Source organism: Micromonospora sp. DT228, from assembly GCF_049841595.1.
GTDB lineage: Bacteria > Actinomycetota > Actinomycetes > Mycobacteriales > Micromonosporaceae > Micromonospora.
This window is the reverse complement of sequence record NZ_JBNCKO010000003.1, coordinates 246,195-267,339: the sequence shown is the minus strand read 5'-3', so window position 1 is coordinate 267,339 and position 21,145 is coordinate 246,195. Positions and strand designations below refer to the sequence as shown.

Genomic DNA, 21,145 nt, shown 5'->3' with positions numbered 1-21,145 from the left:
GGCAGGTTGAGATGGGCGGATGACCATCCGCCGAGTGACCGCCGACGAGCGTCTCACCACCAGCTTCCCGCTGGCCGCGTACGCCTTCGAGTCGTCGCCGCTCGGTGCTGCCCGGACCGAGGAGTTCCGCGACTACCTGCCCTACAACCAGGGCAACCGGACGCTCATCGCCGAGGAGGGCGGTGTCACGCTGGCCGCCGTCTCGTCCATCCCGATGCGACAGAACCTGCGCGGGGCGGTGTTGCCGATGGCGGGCGTCGCCGGGGTCGCCACCCACCCGCTGGCCCGCCGGCAGGGGCACGTACGGGCGCTGCTGCACCAACTCCTCGACGAGGTACGCGACGAGGGGCATCCGGTCAGCGCGCTCTATCCGTTCCGGCCCAGCTTCTACGGCCGGTTCGGCTACGTCGGGTTGCCCAAGGCGCGCAGGGTCACCTTCTCCCCGGCGCACCTGGGCTCGCTGCTGCGCGTGGACCTGCCCGGCGAGGTGGGCTGGGAGCGCATCGCCGCCGGTTATCCGGCGTGGCGCGCGTTCACCGAGCGTTGCCTACAGGAGCGGCACGGCTTCGCGCTCTTCCCGGACTACCGGGCGAACGGGATGCGCGACCGGGACGAGTACTGGCTGCTGACCGCCCGCGTCGACGGCGCGGTCACCGGCGCGGTGACCTACCGGATCGACGAGCACGGCGGCACAGTGCACGGCAACGAGCTGCTGGTCAGCGATCCGCTCGCGCGCGTGTTGCTGTTGCAGTTCTTTGCCCGGCACGTCGACCAGGTCGAGCGGGTCACCGTCCAGATCCCGCCGGACGAGCTGCCGGAGCTGTGGTTGACGGACCTGGACGTGCACGTCGAGGCCAAGACAGCGATTCCGGGTTCGTCCGCCCCGATGGCCCGGTTGTTGTCGCTCGACGCGTTGAGCGGGTTGCCGGTCGGTCCCGGTCGGGTGCGGGTCGAGCTGACCGGGGACCGCTGGCTGGCCGGCACCCATCTGCTGGACGGCACGACAGGCACGCTGGAGCTGGTCGCCGACACCGCCGGCCGCGCGCCGACCGCCACCCTCACGGCGGCCGGGCTCTCCGCCCTGGCGTACGGGGTGCTCGATCCGGCCGAGCTGCCGTTACGGGATCTGGGTGTGGTGCCGGTGGACGCCGCCGCGGAGTTGCGCAGCATCTTCCCCCGCCGCGTGCCGTACCTCTTCGCCGACTTCTGAGTCACCCTCACGATCGGGTTTGTCGGCCCGGCGGCCGTGGGTAGGGTCCCGCGAATGCCGGAGTGGTTACAGGCGGGTGGGTGGGGGCTGCTGGCCGGGTCGGCCCTGCTGGTCGGGGCGGCGGTCGGTTGGTTCGCGCGGGTGCCGCAGCGCGTCATCGCGTCGATCATGGCGTTCGGGGCGGGCGTGCTGCTCTCCGCCGTGTCGTTCGAGCTGATCGCCGAGGCGCACGCGCAGGGCGGGCTACTGCCCACCGCGCTCGGCGCGGGCGGCGGCGCGCTCGTCTACACCATGGCCAACCTGGCCCTCGCCCGGCACGGCGCGCGGCACCGGAAGCGCTCCGGCGACCAGCAGCCCTCCGAGGGTGAGCAGCCCGGCTCGGGGTCGGCGATCGCGGTGGGCGCGCTGCTGGACGGCGTACCGGAATCCGTGGTGATCGGCGCGAGCCTGCTCGGCGGCGGCGCGGTAAGCCTGGTCACGGTGGCGGCGGTCTTCCTCAGCAACGTGCCGGAGGGGCTGTCCAGCGCGGCCGGCATGCGTCAGGCGGGCCGATCCCGGCGGTACGTCTTCCTGCTCTGGATCGGGATCGCGCTGATCAGCGGGGTGGCCGCGCTGCTCGGCAACACGTTGCTGGGGGGCGCGCCGCCGGAGGTGCTGGCCGGAATCACGGCGCTGGCCGCCGGGGCGATCCTCGCCATGATCACCGACACCATGGTCCCGGAGGCGTTCGAGAACGCCCACCTGCTCGTCGGTCTCATCACGGTCGCCGGCTTCCTGACCGCCTTCGCTCTCTCCCACGCCTGACCACCGTCCGGACTCCGCCTCGGCTCGACCGAGGACTTTGACACGCGCCCTAGCATCACGGGGTGCGCATGACGTCGGTTGCCGCCCTGCTCGTCCTCGGTGTCGCCACCGCGACCCTGCCCGCCTGCGCGTCGCCCGAGCCGGCCCCCGCCTTCGAACCCGGCTCGTCCGCCTCGCCGGCCGCCCCGCCGACAGGTGCCCAGTCCGAGACGCCGCAGACCCGCGACGGCCTCGGTGGCCCGGGAGCCAGCGCGAGCCCGAAGCCCGCCGCGAAGGTGCTCGCGGCCGGCAACCCGAACGGCAAGGCCACCGTGCCGGCCGAGGCCCGGGCGGTGGACACCTCGAAGCCGACCCGGACCATCGGCACCGGCACCCCGGCGAGCTGCACCTCCGCGGCGGTCGTGAAGGCCGTCGCGGCCGGCGGTGTCATCACGTTCAACTGCGGACCCGCCCCGGTGACGATCAAGATGACCGCCACCGCGAAGGTCCGCAACGCCAACGGGCCGAAGGTCGTGCTGGACGGCGGCGGCAAGGTCACCCTGAGCGGCCAGGGCCAGCGCCGCATCCTCTACCTGAACACCTGCGACGAGGCCCAGGGCTTCACCACCTCGCACTGCCAGAACCAGGACCACCCGCAGCTCACCGTGCAGAACCTGACCTTCGCCGACGGCAACTCCACGGGCGAGAAGGCCGAGGGTGGTGGTGGCGGGGCGATCTTCGTACGCGGCGGGCGGTTCAAGGTGGTCAACTCGCGCTTCGTCCGCAACCGCTGCGACCGCACCGGCCCCGACCTGGGCGGCGCGGCCATCCGGGTGCTGAGCCAGTTCGAGAACAAACCGGTGTACGTCGTGAGCAGCACCTTCGGCGGCGCGTCCGGCCAGGGTGGCTCCTGCTCCAACGGTGGCGCGTTGAGCAGCATCGGCGTCTCCTGGGTGGTGCTGAACAGCGTGCTCAGCCACAACGAGGCGATCGGCAGCGGTGCCAACCCGGCCAAGTCCGGCACGCCCGGCGGCGGCAGCGGCGGCGCGATCTACTGCGACGGCAACGAGTTCACCGTACGGATCGCCGGCACGATCATCGAGAACAACAAGGCCAACGAGGGCGGCGGCGCGGTCTTCTTCGTCAGCAACAACCGCACCGGCACCATGAAGATCGAAAGCTCGACCCTGCGCCGCAACCCCAGCGGAAAGTTCGAGACGCGGGGCTTCCCCGGCATCTTCTTCCTGGGCGCCCAGAACCCCACGGTGACCGGCTCCACGCTCTCCTGACCGGAGAGGTCAGTAGGGGTTCCCCTCGCCGGGCGGGCGGGCGTGGAGGAGTGCGGCGGGGCGGCCGGGCAGGTCCCGTGCGCCGGACATCGGTGGGCTTGCCGTGTGGTCGCCGTCGGCCATTCCGGCGAAGAGTTCCTGGAGCGCCGTCAGCGCACTGATCCTGGGCTGCCAACCCAGCTCGGTCTCCGCGCGCTCGCTCGACATCAGCGGGGCGTTCAGACCCAGCTCCACCCAGCCCGCGTCGACCGGCTGCAACCGCGCCCGCCAGGTCAGCGCCGCCGCCACCCGCAGCACCGGCGCGGCGACCGGCACCGTCCAACCGTGGAAATGCCGAGCCACAAGCTCCGGGGTGAGCACCGGGTCCGCGGCGACGTTGAAAGCGCCGCGCACATCACTCACGACCGCCCGGGCGTACGCGTCGGCCACGTCGTCGGCGTGCACCGCCTGCATCCGCAACCGGCGGTTCGTCGGCACCAGCGGGATCCGGCCGAAGCGCAGCAGCCGCACCGGCGCCAGCGGGCCGAGAAAATAGCGGGTGATCTCCGCGCCGGCGGCCCGCTGGAAAATCAGCCCGGGTCGCATCCGCACCACCCGTAGCGTCGGGTGATCACGCTCGATCCCGTCCAGCAGCGCCTCCACCTCGGCCTTGTGCTCGCTGTACGACGAGCCGGGCACCCCCGTCGCCGGCCACCGCTCACTTATCGGGTGGTCCTTCGGGCCAGGGGCGTAGGTGCCTACCGACGAGGCGTACACCAACGCCGGCACACCGGCCCGGACCACCGCCTCGAACACCGCCCGACTGCCCTCGACGTTTGTCCGCCGCAACACCCGCTGGTCACGGCTGGGCTGGATCTGCCAGGCCAGGTGCACCACCGCGTCCGCACCCGAGAACACCTCGACGAGCTGCCCCGCGGCGCCCGGCGCGCCGATGTCGCAGGAGTGCCACCGCACCTGGTCGTACGGCTCACCGGCATCCGGGGCGGGCAACCGCCGGACCACCCCGGCCAACTCCACGTCCCGCTCCTGGCGCAGCCGCCGCAGCACCGCCGTACCGACATTGCCGCTCGCCCCCACCACCACGATCCGCATGCTCGACCCCATACCCGCCCAGCAGCCGCTCAATCGCCCACGCCGCCGGTGCGGACGGCCCACGGGCCCGCCGCTTAATCCACTCGACTTCCTGAAGGTCGCGGTATCCGAGCAGCCAGGACCGCCCGACTTCCGGAATCCCGAGTCGATCGAGATCGACGGCCGAGGCCGTTGACACCGTGCGGACACCGGAGGTAGCTGAGGGCTGCGGGAAGATCACGCCTCCGCTGCCACCTCCGGCCGATGTCCGCAGGTCGGGCAGGTGCTGTCGAGTGCACTACGCCGGACGGTCCGATGTCGTGTGGCCTGACCCGCGACGGCGATTGTCAGCAGCGCCACGCCCGCGAGAAGGATCGACCCGGTGGTGACGGCGAAGGCCGCCGGGGTGGGTCCGCCGCCGCTGGTACCCCAGATCGCCTGGCTGAGCTGGTCGGCACCGAACAGGCCGGCCGGGGTGGCGAGCAGCAGGGCCGCCCAGAGGCCGGCGTCGTCGGCTCGCAGGGCGCGGCCGAGCCCGACCAGCAGGACCAGCGCGAACATCAGCCCACCGGCCATCGCCAGCAGCTCGGGAGTCGAGCCGTACGAGGTGAACATGCCCCCGCCGCTCTCGGCGGCATTCAATGCAACGGATGCGGCCGTCACACAGCCGGCGGTGAGCGGCGGCAGGCTACGTGCGACCCAGCCGGGGTGGGAGGGCAGCGCGAGGGTGGCCAGGCCGAGCGCGGCGGCGGGGAGTAGCACGAACAGTGGCGGCCCGGGTTGTCCGGTGAGGGCGGCCACGGGCGGCACAACGCCGGTCAACAGGAGAGCACCGGCCGCGACAGAACGGGCCCAGGCCCCGGGAAGCACAGCGGCGGTGAGGCCGACGAGCAGCCAGCCCAGCCAGATGACGGCGCCGAGGGTCTGGACCGGGCCGACCGGGTCCAGTCGGTCGAAGCGGGGGTCTTCGAACTCGACCTGCAGGAGTAGGAAGGTCGCTACTGCGACGAGGGTGTTCAGCGCGGCGGTAGCGGCCAGCGGGAGAGCCGCAACCATCCCTAGCACGCCGTACCCGCGCAGTCGCTCCCGAAGCCCGGCCCCGAGCAGATCGACGGCGTCGTGTGGGGAGGGCCAGCGCCGGCCCGGTTCGACGGTGTCGAGGTACGTCCCGACGATCTCGTCGCCCCGCTCAGCCTGGTAGTCACCCGGGTAGGCCCACAGCAGCCGCCGGTAGCGGGAATCCAGCGGTGACCCGGCCTGTTCCTGCGCGGGGTTGGGCTGGTTCATAACGGACCTCCGGTCGGTCGAAGGATGGGGCGGGCGGCCGCACCTGGGAGGTTGCGAGGGCCGCGTGCGACGCCGCCGGCGGTGCGGCCCGCGGGCCGAGCACGTAACCGCTGCGTGGCGGCCTCGACGTTGCGGCGCAGTCGTTCGGTCTCGGCGGTGAGCACGGACCGACCCGCTTCGGTGAGCCGGTAGTAGCGGCGCAGCCGTCCCTCGACGACCTCCTCGTGGTCCCGCTCCACCAGCCTCTCGTCGGTGAGGCGGTCGAGTGCGCCGTAGAGGGTTCCGGGCCGCAGCGCCAAGCGCCCACCGGAGAGGGCCGCGACGTCGCTGATGATGCCGTAGCCGTGCATGGGCTCCCGCGCGAGCGCGGTGAGGATCAGGAAGGTGGGTTCCCGCAGCGGCGTGGGTGTGGCCATGGCCTCAATATAACGGTGATGAAGCTATACCGGTGACAAAGCGGTGCTGAACTCGCCGCAGGTCTGCGGACACGACCGCTCCCAGTTGTTCGGGCGGCCGGATGCCGACCCCCGGGACCGCGTGCACGAGCACCGCTGGCCGCGGCACTGAACGCCGAGGCCGCCCGCCACCCGGGCTGTCCGGGCTGTTCGGGCCGGGCTGTCCGGGGCACAATTGGATCGTCACGAGTTCGATGCCGCGGTGCGCCAGTTGCGGGAGAGTACGGCGCGCCCTGTCCTCGCCGGCCCCTTCGCCCCGCTGTGGCGCCGTTACCTGGCGACTGCCCTGCGCCGGTGCGTGCAGGTGGTCGAGGCGCAGCAGCCGCGGCGGTAACAGTCCCGGCCAGCCACCGGAAAGCACGCGAGGTGGCGGTGCTCTCCACGAGGATCAAACGAGCGACCCCGTCGAATTGCCACCGTGGGACACGCCGTTGCCCAGCCGATCGCACCAACGACCGCACACCCCAGGAGACGATCACGATGATTCCCGACGACGATCCCACTCGCTCGCTGACCGTGGCGAACCCCGAGGATCCCGACACGACCTACATCTCCCTGGTGGGCGACACCTACGGCATGTTGATCACGGGCGAGCAGACAAACGGCGCGTACTGCCTGATCGACATGCGCGTCCCCGACGGCGGCGGCCCGCCGCCGCACCGGCACGACTTCGAGGAGATGTTCACGATCCTCGAGGGCGAGATCGAGTTCACCTTCCGCGGCGAGAAGCACGTCGTGCGGGCCGGCTCCACGATCAACATCCCGGCCAACGCGCCGCACAACTTCCGCAACACCTCCGGTGCGCCGGCCCACATGCTCTGCATGTGCACCCCGGCCGGGCAGGACGAGTACTTCACCCGCATCGGCGACGTCGTCGCGGGCAGGGACGCACCGCCGCCGCAGCTCTCACCTGACGAACTCGCCGAACGCCGCCGCCGCGGTGCCGAGCTGGCCTCGACCTATCGCAGCGAGTTCCTGTGAGCGGCCAACCGCTGGCGCTGTGACGATATCGAGCCCGAGCAGCAGCATCTCCGTCGGGCTGACTGCGGAAGGGGTCCGAGCCGCAGGGGCGCGGCTGGGACCCCTCGCAGCCTGCGTCTTCCCAGTTCACCTGCCATTGGTGGGCCGCCGGGACTCGAACCCAGAACCTAAGGATTAAAAGTGCGCAGAACGAGACAAAGCCACTTCGGGGCATCGGAGTTTTCTGCCGCCCGGATCCCGGCCGTGTTGTCCTGCTGCGTCTGGGCTGGTCCGCGCCACGTCTATGGGGAGCGACGCCCATGATGAGTGACCGGCGGAGGCGCGAATCCGGCCATCGCGATGTGAGTCCGTCCGGCACCGGAGCATCCGAGCGCCCGTGGAGCACCCCCGGTCCCGGGTGCTGCCCGCTTGCGGGCCACTTCTCCTTGCCTCCGGGCGGTGGAGGACTATGGCGACCGCCCAGCAAGGAGGTCCGAGCCGGTCGCGCCCATCCATGCGCTCGGGGCTGAACTCGGCACCGATGACCGGCGGCAGCGGGAGGTCTCGTCCCTGGCGTCAACTTCTACCCTCGGCGCGCGCTCTCACTTCCAATAACGCAGGCATTATTTCTGGGCTATAGTGGGTGTGTGAGCGAGTGGGAGGTCGGCCTTACCGAGGGCGTCGAGGACTGGCTGCTTGACCTGGCGAAGTCTGACCCCGACTCCGCTGACCAGGTGGCTGCGGCCATTGATCTGCTCGCCGCCGAGGGTCCGGCGCTCGGTCGACCCTTGGTTGATCGAGTCAAGGGCTCGAACTACAAGAACATGAAGGAGTTGCGGCCAGGCTCGGCAGGCGGGAACCGAGATCCGTATCCTGTTCGCCTTCGATCCTCAGCGGGAAGCCATCCTGCTGGTGACGGGTGACAAGAGCGGTAACTGGAAGGGCTGGTACGAAACCAGCATTCTCGAAGCCGACAGGAAGTTCGCCGATCATCTGCGAGAGCTGAAGGGACAGCACTGATGGCGCAAAGCTGGCGGGATGTCCGCTCCCGCATGAACCTCGACGAGGCCAAGGTTGAGCAGCACAAGGAGCGCATGCATGGCGAGGTACGCGCGACGCGGCTGCGTGAGATGCGCGAGAAGCGCGGCCTGACTCAGCAGCAGGTTGCCGACCGCATGAACGTTTCACAGCCGCGCGTCGCCGCGATCGAGAGCGGCGAACTGCCGAAGACTGAGGTCGGCACGGTTGCCCGGTACATCGCTGCCCTTGGCGGCAAGGCCGAGTTTGTTGCCGAGTTCGATGGCGAACGGGTGGCCCTGAGTTGATGTCTGGGGCATGAGGGCGGTGCCGAGTGCTCGGCGTACCAGTTGGTCCCGTAGTGAGGCAGGCCGCGACTGCCTGTAGCCCTTCCGTCGCCACGTCAGCCCTGACCTATCTGAGTTACCGCCGCTCAGAGGTTGTGTGTGGTGGGCGGCTGCGAAACTTCGATTGGGTGTCTATCCCCGCGCGGCACCGGGTGGAAGAGCGAGGAACTGCTCGATGTCGGCGATGGCGTCCTCCACCGTGCCGCCGACCTCCGGGTCGCGCAGCCGGGCGCGCAGGGCGGGCAGGACTTTGTCGGTATCGAGTTGGTGGTGGATGCGGGCAAGGTGGCCAAGGCAGATCGCTGCCGTGGCCCGGACGTCCTCCTCCGGATGATCCAGCACGCGTAGGTAGAAGTCCTGGCACCAGCGCCAGTCCGCATCGTGCAAGGCGAGCCCGACCATCGAGTCGGTGAGGGTGTCGATATCGCCTGCTGCGAGCGCGGCTGTAGCCGTGTCGTGGCTCGCCGGCGCTGGTTCGTAGTAGCTGCGCTGTGTGCTCAAGTCTCGTCCTTCGGCGGCGCGGTCGTCCTGCCCTTCTTGTCTACCAGTCCGCCGCGCTTGAGGGCGTTGCGCATGTCGTCGTTGAGGCCGTCCGAGCTGGTGTCCTCCCAGTTGCGAACATGGCCGTGGTAGATCTCGACGACGTCGTCGCCAGGGCTGGACGGCTCGATGCGGCGGTGCCGATCGAGAATGACAATCTCACCCGTCTGGTGATCGACGCCGATACGGCGACGCTCGTTGGTCTCCTTGATCTGCACCGACCGGTCCAGTGCGCTCTGACCGTTGGTGGGGGCACGGCTCGCGCTGCCCATGGCCAGATTGCGTTCGGTGTCCCGCTGCTTGGGTCGTTGCTGAATCGTGCTCGCCGGGTCAGTCGAGCCCGGCTCGATCGAGCCGGTCCAGCAGGCTCGGCTTACGGGCATGCCGCTCCCGCAACTGCCGCACCCGTTGCCGAAACGCCTCGGCGCCGCCGTCCCGATCGGCCAGCGCCTTCAGGTCGGCCAGCGAGATGATGGCAGCGTCGTACTCCTTCGGTCGCTTCGCCTCGATCATCGCGGACACCCGCTGCCACTCCTGCTCCTGCCGTCCGGCCAGCGCGTTCAGCCGCTGCTCGCGCGCAGCGACAGCCGCCCGCTTCCGACGCTCCGACTCGGCCGCCTCACGCTGCTGGGCGAGCTGCTGTCGTCGTGACCAGCGTTCTTCCGCAGCGGCCAACAACGTCCCGGCGGTGCGTCCGGCAGTGGTGCCCCCGTTCGGTGTCGTGCCGTGGAAGCGCGCCAGCAGCTCCGACCGCAGGTGTACGTCGTCGCCACGCATCAGCCGTACGACCAGGTCGTTCTTCTCGGGCTCTGCCAGTGCCTTCACCCAGCGGGACAGCGCCGCCACCGATGGCGCTTGCTCTCTTAACGGTGAGCTCTCCTTAGCCGCCACGGCGAGCAGGTCCGGGTCCAGCCGCAGGAAATCGACCAAGGCGCGCTGCGATCCGGACAGGTCCTTCAGACCAGGCGGGACGGGCGGCTCCGGCTCGTCGTCGGCAAGCTCGCGGCCCTGTACGCACAGCAGCCACGCCAGGTACAGCAACCGCCGATCCCCGGCGGCCAACTCGGCCCGGGCGGGAAGGATCGCTGCGAGGTGACCACCACCGTCGTAGAAGACTTCGTCGCCGTCCTCGTCTTCGCTGTGCAGGTCGAAAATCACATGGGTGCGGGTTGCCCACGAACGGGCCGACTCCCCGACGCAGTACTCCGCAGCGACGGCCGGTGGAAACACCCCGATTGGCAGCCGCAGCGCGACCCGGTGCGTGCCCCAGTTAGCCAGGTACAGGAACGCGTCGAAGTACCGCTGCATCCACTCCCGCGGGTCACCCTTCAGGTCACCCCACTGGTAGTCGTTGACGAAACTCGACGAGGTGATCCGCGCCCGCGTCGACAGGGCCCGCAGCTCCCGCTGCTGCGCCGATGTCAACGGGTGGTCGACCGCCACGAACTCGTAGTACTGGTACTCGCTCACCGTTGATCCTCTCCGCCCAGCGCCGGCACGCCTCGATCCACTCTGCGCCCGGTGGTGATGGCTCCGGCATTGGAAGATCCAGAAACTACGTCACGAACGGCACCGCCAAGTGCTCCTCGATCATCGAATACAGGCCGATCAACTGCTCGTCATCGTCTAGGGGAAAGTTAATTGGTGCGCGGCGTTCCACTCGGCCCTGGGACGGAAATCCCAACTCGCGGACTTCTAATCAGGCGGGACGAGGGTCGAGGCCGTAGTTGTTCCACCACGACGATCAGTGCCTTCGAAGGCTCCTGCGACTCGGGTCAGTAGCAGCCAGTTACCGTTCAGTGTCAGTGCCGCGTCCTCCGGCCTGCTGGCGAGCAGTCGGTCGACGGCCGCGACCATGTCGGGGACGGCCCTGCCGGACGTGTCGTCCTTGAGCATGTGGAAGACGATGTTGACGTCGGGTTCCCATTGCCTTGCCATCAACCTGACGTCCTGGACCAGCACCCCCCTCTGCACGCGGCCTCTACGGCCGGCACGGCTACACCGCCCGCCCGCCGATCGTCCTGCCGGGCGGTCCAACCCTGCACCCGATGCGCCGCAACCCCGAGTCAGCCGGCGAGCGGCCGTCGGTCATCACCGCTCGGGAGTCGCCGCCGGGCGTAGATCAGCTTCGCTCGTCTGGACCGGGGGGCGGACATCAACCTGGGCGCAGGTGGTCGGGTAGCCTGAAGCGCAGAGGGCTGTTAGCTCAATGGTAGAGCTGAGGACTTTTAATCCTTAGGTTCTGGGTTCGAGTCCCAGGCGGCCCACCATACAAGCGCTTTGCTCAGTCGATCCTGCCGGTGACCATGACGAACCGCATCGCGGGCTAGACCCACTCGGTCAGTCCTTGCTGAGTCCGCAGCGGCACAATCAGTCGACCCCGGCAAAGCCCTGTGAGCGGGCGGGGCACCTGTCGGCCGCTCTGGTGGGCGGCTGCGGCCTAAATGCCTTGGGCTCCGCCCCCGACCCCTCGCAGAGATGCGGTCGCAGGTCCTTACTAGGGGCTACCAGCCTTCGTGCAAGGTCGCCGACTGCCCGACGAGAAGTGTTGTTCGCCCGGCGGAGAATCAGGTAGGGGCCACTACCTAGCGTTAACCTGGGGTGATGATCACGAGGGCCAGGGACGGCCGCAGGTGGCGCATCGGGACGGGCGCTGAGGTTGCCTGGATTACCGCTGGCACGTCGGTGGGCCTGACTGCCGCTGCCGCCATCCCACCGGGTTTCGAGGCCCACGCCACGGTCGTGTTGCCCTTTGCCGATGAGGGACAGGACCAGCACGACCAGGTCTTGCTCGCCCTTCTTTGCGAGCAGTCGGCAGCAAGATGCCGCGAATGGCGAACAGCAGGGCCCAGATGGCGGCGGCATAACCAGCCCAGACCGACCGACGGCGAGTGGAAGCCTCAGTGCCGGTCGCGTCGGCTGAGTCATCGAGCGTCGAAGCTCCCGGTGCTCCGGTAGACGCCTGGCTCGAATTCCTGACCCACGACCCCGCGCCCGGTCAGGACGACTTCGGTGGGCTGCTCAGCCGCGACAACCAAAGCCTGCGGCTCCTGCTCCGCGGGCGCCGAGGGCGGTGCGGGCGGCGCGGACGGTGCCGGCGGCGCGGGCGGCACCCGGCGGGGGTAGAGATTGCGCAGGTACCTCTCCACCGGGTGTTCGACCCAGCGGTAGCAGGCCCAGGCCAGGGCGATGCCCAGCACCGTCCAGATCAGGAGGACCTTGACGTTCGTCCAGCTCGCGGGGCCGGCCTTCACCGTGCCCATCAGCCAGTAGATGACCGACAGGTGAACCAGGTAGAAGGCGTAGGACCAGGCGCCGAGGGCGACAAGTGGTTTGCTCCGGAAGATCGAGGGGCGTCCGGAGATGTCGCGGATCGCCGCCGCGAGCACCACCAGTACGCAGGCGGGCACCAGGCCCTGCTGCGACCAGTGCGCACCCCACCAGCCCAGCTGCGCACCCCACCACAGCAGCAGCACCGAGGCGGGCACCGTGGACAGGGCGACCCACAGATTGAGTTTCGGCCGCCAGCCACGGAGGAGTGCGGCGGCGGCGATCATTCCCAGCAGGAATTCGATGAATCGGATCGGCGGGAAGCGGAGGAACCAGGAGAGCTGGATCCAGTACTCCTTCGGGTCGATCAGATCCTGCACGAAGAACCAGTACGCCCACTCGACGAACAGGCCGGCCGCCGCGATGATCGCGAGCGCCGGCAGCCGCAGCCGCAGCAGCGGCCGGATGACGAACGGGAAGAGCAGGTAGAAGAAGGCCTCGCAGGAGACCGACCAGGCCACCGGGTTGGCGACGAGATGCGCCGCCGGAGGGAACCACGACTCGGTCAGCGACAGGCTCAGCAGGGTGCGCTTCCAGGAGTCGTGCCAGACCTGGTCGAAACTGACCCAGGCGATGGCGGTGCTGACCACGAGCGCGGGCCAGACCCGGGCGAAGCGGCGCCAGTAGAACGTCCCGGTGCCCACCGTGGGAGAGAACGACCAGGTCAGCACGAAGCCGGAAAGAACGTAGAAGAACGTGACGCCGGCGTCACCGAATCGGAAGAAGTCGCCGAGCTTGATGCCGTAGACCGTGGGCAGCTTGATGATCTGGTTCGCGTGGAACAGGAACACGGCGAACGCGGCGAACCAGCGCAGCCCGGTCAGTGACTCGACCCGAGGCATGCGTTCTTTGTGGGAATTCATCGTGATCTGGCACCTTTTGGGCATCGGCCTGACCGAGGGTCGGCTGGCGCTCCAGGCATAATGCCAGGCTTCCATCTGCCGTGGCAGAGGGGCCGGACAGCGGGCGGCGCGCTGGTCGCCGCGTCCCGTACCGGCGTTGACGCAGTTATCCTCTTCAGGTGCTGGTCCGTGTGCGGCGCGCTGACACGGGTCCGGCATTTCGAAGGGACTATCGACATGCCCCGTGTGGTATCGGCGGTCATCCGCGCACTCGACATCCTCGAACTGTTCCTGGACCATCCCCAACTGTCGGCCCGTCAGGTGATGGAGCGGCTCGACCTGCCCCGCACCACAGTTCACGAACTGCTCGTCACGCTCGAGGCCCGCTCGTACCTGATCTCCGTACCGGGCCAGCCGGTGCAGTATCGGCTCGGCATGCCGCTGTTCCAGCTCGGCGCGGCGTTCGCCGGCCGCCTTGATCTGGTCCGCGAGGCGCAGTGCGTCGCGCGGGACGTGGCGGCCGCGTGCGACGAGGCGGTCCACGTGGCCGTGCTCGACGGGGCCGACGTCATCTACCTCGTCAAGTTCGACAGCACCCACCCGGTCCGGATGGTCTCCGCGGTCGGGCGGCGACTGCCGGCGCACTGCACAGCGGTCGGCAAGGTACTGCTGTCGGGCCTCGACCAGGCCGCGCTCAACGAGGTCCTGAAGACGGGCGACCTGCCGGGCATGACGCCGGACAGCATCACCGACCCGGACCGCCTGCGCGCCCATCTCGAACGTGTCCGGGAGGAGAGCGTCGCGGTCGACGTCGGCGAGTCGGACAGCGCCATGCGCTGCGTCGCCGCGGCGATCCGCGATCATTCCGGTACGACGATCGCCGGGATGAGTCTGTCCGCGCCGATCATCCGCTGGACGCCCCAGGCGCACGTGCGGTGGACCGGGTTGGTTCGCGAGGGTGCCGCCGCACTGTCCGCACGGATGGGCTACCGGGCGCAGCCTCGATAGCCGGCCTCGCGCTTTCGGTTCGAAACACCGTCGAAACATTGACATCTGTCAGAATGCTGCTCTAGCGTCGCGACCACTCGATACGGTATCTCGAACTCAGTTCGAAATCTCGAACGGTGGTGGTCCCGTGGCCCGGCCGAACTGGAACGTCAGCGCCACCTTCTCGGCCCGGACGCCGACCACCTCAACCTCGACGTGCCACCCGGCGAGCGGCACGCGACATCTCTCCCACGGCTCGCTCGGACGCACACGCAGAGCGTGCCCGAACGGACTTCCGACGGTGAACGGCGGCACGGGCGGGCCCGACGCCACCGTGGCAACCCCACCAGCTCCGACAACGAGTACGCGATAGCACTGATCGATGCGGCGACGTGCCCGCGGTCGCCGACCAGAGACACACCTTGGAGCACGAGCATCGCACTGTTCGCCATGTACTCCTTCGGCGTCCAGCGGTGCCGAAACGATGGAGGCGATGGTCCATGAAGGACAACCCGGCGTGGTCCCGGCGCGGCTTTCTCGGGATGGGGGTGGGGGTGCTCGGCGCGGCAGGTCTGGCCGCGTGTGGGGGCGACTCCGAGCCAAAGAGCACGGTGCAGCCGGAGGTTCCGCAGGAGCTGATCGACGCTGCGGCGGCGATGAAGGGCTCCTCGATGGGGATGCTGTCGCAGAAGCTCTATTCGACGGCCGCGAACGAAGCACTCGACAGCTCGATCAAGAAGTTCGCCGACACCACCGGCACGAAGATCGAGAACAGCCTGGTCCAGGCCGACGCCGGTGACGTGGTGGCCAAGATCGACGCCGAGGTCAAGGGCGGGGTGGCGCGCGACCTGGCGTTCATGACCGACTCACGGTTCGTCGCGCAGTTCCAGGCGCTGGGTGACCTGGAGGACGTCACGGACGTGGTGACGGCGCTGACCGCCAAGTACGGCGAGCCCTGCGCCGAGGCCAAGAACTTCTGCGTCTTCGACGGCAAGTGGTTCGCGATCCCGTACCACTTCATCGGGATCGGGTCGTTCCTGCGCAAGGACTGGATGCAGGACAAGGGCATCACCCCCAAGGACATCTACAGCTGGGAGGAGCTGCGGGATCTGTGCCTGGAGATCTCCGATCCGACCAAGCGCCGGTTCGGCTGGGGCATGACGGTGAACCGGTCCGGTGACGGCAACGGCATGATCGAGGCGCTGATCAACGCGTACGGCGGGTCGATCGCCTCCAACGACGGCCGGAAGGTCACCTTCAACTCCCCGGAGACGGTGCAGGCGGTTACCTTCCTCGGCGACATCTACACCAACTCCAAGTACAAGGCGATGCTGCCTCCGGGGATCGCGAGCTGGACCGACACCAGCAACAACGAGAACTGGCTCGCCGGAATCCTCGGCTACACCCGCAACCAGTTCAGCGTCTATGCCGACTCGCGGACCAAGAAGAACCCGGTGCACGCGAACACCCACGTGTTCTCCGACTGCATCGGGCCGGCGACCGACAATCCGCTGCTGCTCGGCCAGTCGCAGGGCTTCGTCGTCTTCAAGGGCGCCAAGAACCCGGCGCTCGCCAAGCTCCTGGCGCAGTACCTGGTCAGCGCGCCCGCGCTGCTCGGGGTGGCGAAGGAGGCGCCCGGCCTGGTCATGCCCGCCTGGGAGAAGGTCTGGGATGCCGACCCGTTCTTCACGAGCGGCGACGCGGCGTTCCCCATGCTGCGCAGAATCACTGAACTGAAGCTGCCGCTGAACACGAAGAACGGCCTGGCCTTCCCGCAGAAGGCCAGCGCGGGCCAGCAGGCGGTGGGGTCGGCCTACGTCCTCACCGACATGATGCAGCAGGTCGTGCAGGGAGCGGCGCCGGCGCAGGCCGTGAGTTCCGCCCACGCGAAGATGGTGCAGATCTTCAACCAGCAGGGGCTGCGGCAGTGAGCTCGACCCGTCCCGCGCGGGTCCCGGCGGCGAGGAAATCCCCGCCGTCGGGACCCGGCTCCCTCACGGCGGTCCAGCGGCGGCTGGGGCGTGACTGGCGGCTGGCGGCACTGTTCCTGGCACCGATGGCCGTGCTGGTCGGCGGACTCGTTCTCGTGCCGATCGCCCGGTCGATTGTCACCAGCACCACGGAACGGCACGGGCAGGACAGCGTCTTCGTCGGCCTGGACAACTATCTCGCCCTCGCCGGCGACGAGCAGTTCCACACCGGCGTGGTGAACTCGTTCGTCTTCACCGCGTACGCCGAGGTTTTCAAGGTCGTCCTGGGGTTGGCCGCGGCCCTGCTGCTGCACCATCGACGCCGCGGGCGGGCCGTGCTCGCCGGGCTGCTCCTGGTGCCGTGGGTGGTGCCGACTGTGGTCACGGCGTTCAGCTGGCGCGCGCTGCTCGACCCGATCTTCGGCAGCGTCAACACGCTGCTCACCGCCACCGGGATCGGGCCGCTGCTGGCCAGCGCGCACCTGGTCGACAGCTGGCCGGCGGGCTGGCTGTCCGACCCGTCGCTGGCCATGCCATCGGTGATCCTCGTCAACGTCTGGAAGGGGGTGCCGTTCTTCACCGTGTGTTTCCTCGCGGGGTTGAAGGCCATCCCGGCGGACCTCTACGAGGCGGCGACAATCGACGGCGCATCGGCGTTGCAGCGGTTCAGAAACGTGACTCTGCCCGGACTGCGCCACGTGATCACCGTGACGGTGACCCTGTCGTCGATCTGGACGTTCAACAACTTCGACCTCGTCTGGTTGCTGACGCAGGGCGGCCCGGGCGACGTGACCGCGCCGTACGTGCTCATCGCCTACTCGAAGGCGATCCTGCAACTCCAGTACGGCGCGGGCGCGGCGGTCACGCTCGTCATGCTGCCGATCATCGGCGGGCTGGTGTTCGTCCTGGTCCGGTTGTTGCGCCAGGACACAAACATCAAACTGCCCCGGCGACGCCGGACAGCACGGTGGATCGGGACCCGGCGGTGGGCTCCGACTGCGCGGAAGGCCCTGCCGTGGGTCGTCACCGCGCTGGTCACTGGTTTGCTGGCCTGGGCCTCACCGCAGATCTTCTGGAAAGCGGCGGTGGTCCTCGGGGTGATCCTGCTGATCGCCGCGGCGGTCGGCCGGGTCGTCTCGACCCTTCAGTCCCGAGGCGGTCGCCGGTCGTCGTCAGTGGTATCGGGACTGGGTTCCTGGGCCGCGCTGGCCGGGTTGCTCTTCTTCGTGCTGGGCCCGCTGTACTGGATCGCCGTCACGGCCTTCAAGTCCGAGGGCCAGGTCGTCATGCGTACCGACGACCTGTGGCCGACGCCGTGGACGTTTGAGCAGTTCGGCGCGCTGTTCGACAACCAGCCGTTCGGCCGCTGGTACCTCAACACCCTGCTGGTGTCCGCGGCGTCGACCGCCGTGGCGCTTGTCTGCGCCGCCCTGGCGGGCTACGCGCTGGCCCGGCTGCGGTTCCGCGGGGCGCAGGGCTTCACCGTCACGGTGCTGCTCACCTACGTGATGCCGGGCGCGCTGCTGTTCATCCCGCTGTACCAGATGCTCATCGGCGCCCGGCTGACCGACTCGTTGTGGTCCCTGGTGGTGACGTACCCGACCTTCACGCTGCCGTTCGCCACCTGGCTGCTGGTGGGGTACTTCTCGTCGATCCCGATCGAGTTGGAGGAGGCCGCGCTCGTCGACGGTTGCAGCCGCATCCAGGCGTTCGGCCGGGTGGTGCTGCCGCTGGCCAAGCCAGGCCTGCTGGCGGTCGCGCTCTTCACCCTGACCAACGCCTGGAACGAGTTCCTCTTCGCATTCGTGTTCATCACGAAGGACGAGTACAAGACGCTCCCCGTGGGGATGCAGTCGATGATCGCCGGAGATGTGGTGCCGCAAGGCCAACTCGCCGCCGCGTCGTTGCTGGTCAGCATCCCCGTGGTGGTCATGTACGCCTTCGGGCAGCGCTTCCTCACCGAAGGGCTCACCGCAGGCGCGGTGAAGGGCTGATCGAGCGTACGAGCGGGCCCGCTGGTGCCGATCGGGCACCAGCGGGCCGGCACCGGAGACCCCACGACGACTCCCGCCTGCGGCGGATCAGCGAGTGGCGTCGCCCGCTTCGACATCTGTCCCGATCATCGAAAAGACGGCCAGGTCGTGTGCCTTCTCGCCATCCCAGTCGGCCATCCGTAAGGTGCCCTCCCGCTGGTATCCGGCCTTTTCCGCGACCCGTAGGGAAGCGACGTTGTCGAGCCGGGCGTGCAACTGGACACGTCGCAGTCCGCCGTCGGTGAGCGCCCACCGGCCGACCACGCGAGCCGCGGTGCTCGCGTGGCCTCGGCCACGACAACTGACCCGCACCCCGTAGCCGATTTCGCCGCGTCCGGCCTTCCAGTCGACGTCACGCAACCCGATGCTGCCGACGATCTCGCCACCGGCCACGTCCACAAGCGCCAGGAGCACACCGTCGCCGTCCAGCCGCCGGCGCACGATCCCGGTCATCCACTCGTTGACGTCCGCGACGGTTTGCGGTGAGCCTGGCGGCAGTGCCGTCCGATCGTCCGCCGCCACGAAGGCCGCCACCTGCGCGGCGTCCTGCGGCCCGAACTCACGAATCTCCAGACCACCCGAGACGATCTGCACCGGCGCGAACATGGTGCGGAGCGTAGAGCCCTGCCCGCAGTCGCCGCGCGCCGTTATCCCGCCGAGTGGGGGGAACAGGTTCGGCGCGGCAGGACCGCCGCTCACTCTTTTCCGGTCTGGGCGCGCGTGTAGGTGAGGATGAGCGCGCCACTGTCCAGGACGGTGTGGTCGGTCAGACGCCAGGTACGCGGTGCGAAGACGGCGTCGCGGCCGAAGAGCGGGATGCCGGCGCCGATGGTCAACGGGGCCAGCTTGACGATCAACGTGTCGATCTCGGGGTAGAGGGCGCCGGCCAGGGCCCCGCCGCCGATCACCCAGACGTCCTTGCCGTCGTGCCGCTTGAGCTCTCGTACCGTGGCGATGGGGTCGGTGGCCAGGACCTCGACGGCCGGGTCCGGGCTGCCGCCGAGCGTGCGGGAGAACACCAGGTGGCGCAGGTGCGGGTACGCGTCGGTCACGCCGGCCCGCAGACCCACCTCGTAGGAGTGCCGCCCCTCCAGGACGGTGTCGAAGCGGCTGCCCTCGTCGGTGATGCCGAACGCCTGCCGGGCCGGGCCGGGCAGGGTCTCCGGATACTCGGCGACGAGGTGGCGCAGGTAGTCGTCCGGGAGGGGCCAGAATCCGTCCGGGCCGGTGGGGTCGGCCCCGTCCGGACCGGCGATGAAGCCGTCCAGGGTGGCGGCGATGTAGTAGACGAGCTTGCGCACGAGCGTCTCCTTGGCTGAGGCGTGTTCCTCGCTCCGACGTCGACAAGCGTGCGCGGTGACAACCCCGTCCACAAGATCATTTCTGGTAACGTGCCATAACCCTTCGCTAATTCACGAAACGAGATAAGCGGTGGAGCTTCGGGACATCGAAATCTTCCTCACCCTGGCGGAGGAGCTGCATTTCACCCGCACCGCGCAGCGACTGCACGTGACCCAGGCCCGGGTCAGCCAGGCGATCAAGAAGCAGGAACGGCGGATCGGCGCCGCCCTGTTCGAGCGGAACAACCGACGGGTGGCACTGACACCGATCGGCCAGCGGCTCTTCGACGACATCCAGCCCATGTATCGGGGCCTGTGCGAGGGGATGGATCGGGCCAGGCGCGCCGCACGCGGCAGGACCGGGGTGCTGCGGGTCGGCTCGATCGCCGTCAACCTGCACGACTTCCGCGAGTTGTTCACCGCGTTCGCACAGGGCCACCCCGAGTGCGAGGTGCAACTCCGGCACGTCGACTTCGGCGACCCCTTCGGTCAGCTACGCGCCGGCGACATCGACGTGCAGATCGTGTGGTTGCCCGTCCAGGAGCCGGACCTCACCGTCGGCCCGCTCATCTACACCGAACCCATCGTGCTGGCAGTCGGGGCGAGCCACCCGCTCGCCACCCGTGAGTCGGTCTGCTATGAGGACCTGGCAGACGTGACGGTGATGGGCGGGGCCCGGCCGGACTACTGGCGGGAGATCCTGGTGCCCCTGCGCACACCGAGTGGGCGCCTGATCCGCATCGGCCCGTCCGTCTCCAACTTCCAGGAGATGATCCCGATTCTCGTCACCGGCGAAGCCGTCTCACCGGTCCACGCCCACGCCGCCCGCTACTACGCGCGGCCGGACATCGCGTACGTGCCGATTCGCGACGCCCGGCCCGGCCGGTGGGGCCTGATCTGGCGCACCGGCAACGAGACGGAGCTGATCCGCTCGTTCGCCGACAGCGCACACCGCCTCAGGTAGCCGGAGGTCAGCAACGCCACGGAGCCGGCCGGACGCTATTCGGCGCCGGCGATGATCGCGCCGCTGACGGTGTCCACGTACCACCGCTGGTACTGCTCGATCTCCCATCCGCGTTGCCGGACGAGCCAGTCGAAGTTGCGGACGTCCTGGGCCAACCAGAGGACGTCGGCCACCTGGTCGATGCCCAGGTCGGGGCGTACGCCTCCGGTGCCGACGAGTTCGGCGGCGAACATGGCCATGCCGCGGCGGCGGTCGTCGACGTTCTTGCGCCAGATTTCGGCCGCATCTGGATCGGCGGTGGCCGCGCCGGCAAGCGCGAGCATCACCTGCGCCTGCCGGGCGTTGACCTCGGCCAGGTGCTGGGCGTAGCGGGAGAGCTTGGCTCGGGGGTCGGCGAGTGCGCGGATCTCGGCGACGAAGGGCCGGTCCGGCAGCGCCACCGGTTCGTCGTCGCCGGCCAGTGTGACGTCGACCAACTGGGAGAGCAGTTGCCGCTTGCTGCCGAACACCGCGTACAGGGTCTGGACCGCGACGCCGGCTTCCACCGCGACGGCGGTCAGCGGTGTGGCCGCGTAGCCCGGGTCGACGAACAGCCGGCCAGCCGCCTCGAGGATCGCCCGCCGGGTCTGTCGGGCCTGCTCCTGTCGGCGGGAAGAGTCATAACGTCTCTTGACAACCACCTCTCGACTGTAGTGCTCTATTGGATAGAGTTTCGCTCTA

At 69.0% G+C, this 21,145-nt stretch carries 23 protein-coding genes and 1 tRNA gene; 12 read left to right on the top strand and 12 right to left on the bottom strand.

What is annotated here, in order from left to right:
• Positions 1-19: 19 nt before the first annotated feature.
• The 3 genes from ACLQ29_RS07975 to ACLQ29_RS07965 all read left to right on the top strand — a co-directional run bounded on the left by ACLQ29_RS07975 (position 20) and on the right by ACLQ29_RS07965 (position 3,282).
• Entirely contained in the window at positions 20-1,210 is a 1,191-nt protein-coding gene (locus ACLQ29_RS07975) for a GNAT family N-acetyltransferase (RefSeq protein ID WP_425770991.1), read from the top strand.
• 54 nt (positions 1,211-1,264) lie between these two features.
• The gene (locus ACLQ29_RS07970; protein WP_425770990.1) at positions 1,265-2,014 is read left to right on the top strand and encodes a ZIP family metal transporter; all 750 of its coding nucleotides are present in this window, start codon (positions 1,265-1,267) and stop codon (positions 2,012-2,014) included.
• Positions 2,015-2,082: 68 nt separating this feature from the next.
• Positions 2,083-3,282 carry a hypothetical protein gene (locus tag ACLQ29_RS07965; RefSeq protein WP_425771244.1) on the top strand — a complete coding sequence of 400 codons (1,200 nt, stop codon included), beginning with the start codon at positions 2,083-2,085 and terminating at the stop codon, positions 3,280-3,282.
• A gap of 9 nt (positions 3,283-3,291) precedes the next feature.
• On the opposite strand, the gene ACLQ29_RS07960 is transcribed toward ACLQ29_RS07965, so the two are convergent.
• From ACLQ29_RS07960 to ACLQ29_RS07950, 3 genes are all read right to left on the bottom strand, one after another.
• Complete coding sequence (locus ACLQ29_RS07960) at positions 3,292-4,374, bottom strand: NAD-dependent epimerase/dehydratase family protein (protein WP_425770989.1); 1,083 nt, start codon at positions 4,372-4,374, stop codon at positions 3,292-3,294.
• A 216-nt stretch (positions 4,375-4,590) separates the two neighbouring features.
• Positions 4,591-5,640 carry a GlsB/YeaQ/YmgE family stress response membrane protein gene (locus tag ACLQ29_RS07955; RefSeq protein ID WP_425770988.1) on the bottom strand — a complete coding sequence of 350 codons (1,050 nt, stop codon included), beginning with the start codon at positions 5,638-5,640 and terminating at the stop codon, positions 4,591-4,593.
• Positions 5,637-6,056 carry a PadR family transcriptional regulator gene (locus ACLQ29_RS07950; protein WP_425770987.1) on the bottom strand — a complete coding sequence of 140 codons (420 nt, stop codon included), beginning with the start codon at positions 6,054-6,056 and terminating at the stop codon, positions 5,637-5,639. Before ACLQ29_RS07950 ends, ACLQ29_RS07955 begins: the two co-directional genes overlap by 4 nt.
• A 519-nt stretch (positions 6,057-6,575) precedes the next feature.
• Here ACLQ29_RS07950 and ACLQ29_RS07945 point away from each other — a divergent pair.
• From ACLQ29_RS07945 to ACLQ29_RS07930, 4 genes are all read left to right on the top strand, one after another.
• The gene (locus ACLQ29_RS07945) at positions 6,576-7,076 is read left to right on the top strand and encodes a cupin domain-containing protein (protein WP_425770986.1); all 501 of its coding nucleotides are present in this window, start codon (positions 6,576-6,578) and stop codon (positions 7,074-7,076) included.
• 626 nt (positions 7,077-7,702) lie between these two features.
• Positions 7,703-7,978 (top strand): type II toxin-antitoxin system RelE/ParE family toxin, encoded by a 276-nt coding sequence (locus ACLQ29_RS07940; protein ID WP_425770985.1) that lies wholly within the window; start codon positions 7,703-7,705, stop codon positions 7,976-7,978.
• A complete protein-coding gene (locus tag ACLQ29_RS07935) occupies positions 7,968-8,075 on the top strand; it encodes a hypothetical protein (RefSeq protein ID WP_425770984.1) in 108 nt (35 codons plus the stop codon). Before ACLQ29_RS07940 ends, ACLQ29_RS07935 begins: the two co-directional genes overlap by 11 nt.
• The gene (locus ACLQ29_RS07930) at positions 8,075-8,380 is read left to right on the top strand and encodes a helix-turn-helix domain-containing protein (RefSeq protein WP_425770983.1); all 306 of its coding nucleotides are present in this window, start codon (positions 8,075-8,077) and stop codon (positions 8,378-8,380) included. The genes ACLQ29_RS07935 and ACLQ29_RS07930 overlap by 1 nt, the downstream gene beginning before the upstream one ends.
• A 171-nt stretch (positions 8,381-8,551) precedes the next feature.
• Here ACLQ29_RS07930 and ACLQ29_RS07925 read toward each other — a convergent pair whose 3' ends face one another.
• From ACLQ29_RS07925 to ACLQ29_RS07910, 4 genes are all read right to left on the bottom strand, one after another.
• The gene (locus ACLQ29_RS07925; protein WP_425770982.1) at positions 8,552-8,920 is read right to left on the bottom strand and encodes a hypothetical protein; all 369 of its coding nucleotides are present in this window, start codon (positions 8,918-8,920) and stop codon (positions 8,552-8,554) included.
• Positions 8,917-9,231: a hypothetical protein gene (locus tag ACLQ29_RS07920; protein ID WP_425770981.1), complete on the bottom strand. Its 315-nt coding sequence runs from the start codon at positions 9,229-9,231 to the stop codon at positions 8,917-8,919. The genes ACLQ29_RS07925 and ACLQ29_RS07920 overlap by 4 nt, the downstream gene beginning before the upstream one ends.
• Before the next feature lie 58 nt (positions 9,232-9,289).
• On the bottom strand, positions 9,290-10,429 hold the full coding sequence (locus tag ACLQ29_RS07915) for a hypothetical protein (protein ID WP_425770980.1): 1,140 nt from the start codon (positions 10,427-10,429) through the stop codon (positions 9,290-9,292).
• A gap of 225 nt (positions 10,430-10,654) precedes the next feature.
• A complete protein-coding gene (locus ACLQ29_RS07910) occupies positions 10,655-10,921 on the bottom strand; it encodes a SitI3 family protein (protein ID WP_425770979.1) in 267 nt (88 codons plus the stop codon).
• A 233-nt stretch (positions 10,922-11,154) separates the two neighbouring features.
• Here ACLQ29_RS07910 and ACLQ29_RS07905 point away from each other — a divergent pair.
• Positions 11,155-11,229 (top strand) — tRNA-Lys (locus ACLQ29_RS07905).
• Positions 11,230-11,883: 654 nt separating this feature from the next.
• On the opposite strand, the gene ACLQ29_RS07900 is transcribed toward ACLQ29_RS07905, so the two are convergent.
• On the bottom strand, positions 11,884-13,152 hold the full coding sequence (locus tag ACLQ29_RS07900) for an acyltransferase family protein (protein WP_425770978.1): 1,269 nt from the start codon (positions 13,150-13,152) through the stop codon (positions 11,884-11,886).
• A 216-nt stretch (positions 13,153-13,368) separates the two neighbouring features.
• Here ACLQ29_RS07900 and ACLQ29_RS07895 point away from each other — a divergent pair, with 216 nt between their 5' ends.
• Positions 13,369-14,139 carry an IclR family transcriptional regulator gene (locus tag ACLQ29_RS07895; RefSeq protein ID WP_425770977.1) on the top strand — a complete coding sequence of 257 codons (771 nt, stop codon included), beginning with the start codon at positions 13,369-13,371 and terminating at the stop codon, positions 14,137-14,139.
• A 96-nt stretch (positions 14,140-14,235) separates the two neighbouring features.
• Here ACLQ29_RS07895 and ACLQ29_RS07890 read toward each other — a convergent pair whose 3' ends face one another.
• The gene (locus tag ACLQ29_RS07890; protein ID WP_425770976.1) at positions 14,236-14,388 is read right to left on the bottom strand and encodes a hypothetical protein; all 153 of its coding nucleotides are present in this window, start codon (positions 14,386-14,388) and stop codon (positions 14,236-14,238) included.
• Between the two features lie 230 nt (positions 14,389-14,618).
• Here ACLQ29_RS07890 and ACLQ29_RS07885 point away from each other — a divergent pair, with 230 nt between their 5' ends.
• Complete coding sequence (locus ACLQ29_RS07885) at positions 14,619-16,049, top strand: extracellular solute-binding protein (RefSeq protein ID WP_425770975.1); 1,431 nt, start codon at positions 14,619-14,621, stop codon at positions 16,047-16,049.
• Positions 16,046-18,082, top strand: coding sequence for an ABC transporter permease subunit (locus ACLQ29_RS07880; RefSeq protein ID WP_425770974.1), 2,037 nt, complete (start codon positions 16,046-16,048; stop codon positions 18,080-18,082). The genes ACLQ29_RS07885 and ACLQ29_RS07880 overlap by 4 nt, the downstream gene beginning before the upstream one ends.
• 87 nt (positions 18,083-18,169) lie before the next feature.
• Here the strand turns inward: ACLQ29_RS07880 and ACLQ29_RS07875 are convergent, their stop codons facing one another.
• Together ACLQ29_RS07875 and ACLQ29_RS07870 are read right to left on the bottom strand one after the other, a co-directional pair.
• Positions 18,170-18,727, bottom strand: a complete 558-nt coding sequence (locus ACLQ29_RS07875) for a GNAT family N-acetyltransferase (protein ID WP_425770973.1) — start codon at positions 18,725-18,727, stop codon at positions 18,170-18,172.
• An 89-nt stretch (positions 18,728-18,816) separates the two neighbouring features.
• A complete protein-coding gene (locus ACLQ29_RS07870; protein WP_425770972.1) occupies positions 18,817-19,422 on the bottom strand; it encodes a dihydrofolate reductase family protein in 606 nt (201 codons plus the stop codon).
• A gap of 130 nt (positions 19,423-19,552) precedes the next feature.
• Here ACLQ29_RS07870 and ACLQ29_RS07865 point away from each other — a divergent pair, with 130 nt between their 5' ends.
• Entirely contained in the window at positions 19,553-20,425 is an 873-nt protein-coding gene (locus ACLQ29_RS07865) for a LysR family transcriptional regulator (RefSeq protein WP_425770971.1), read from the top strand.
• A gap of 35 nt (positions 20,426-20,460) precedes the next feature.
• On the opposite strand, the gene ACLQ29_RS07860 is transcribed toward ACLQ29_RS07865, so the two are convergent.
• Entirely contained in the window at positions 20,461-21,105 is a 645-nt protein-coding gene (locus ACLQ29_RS07860; RefSeq protein WP_425770970.1) for a TetR/AcrR family transcriptional regulator, read from the bottom strand.
• Between the last annotated feature and the right edge of the window lie 40 nt (positions 21,106-21,145).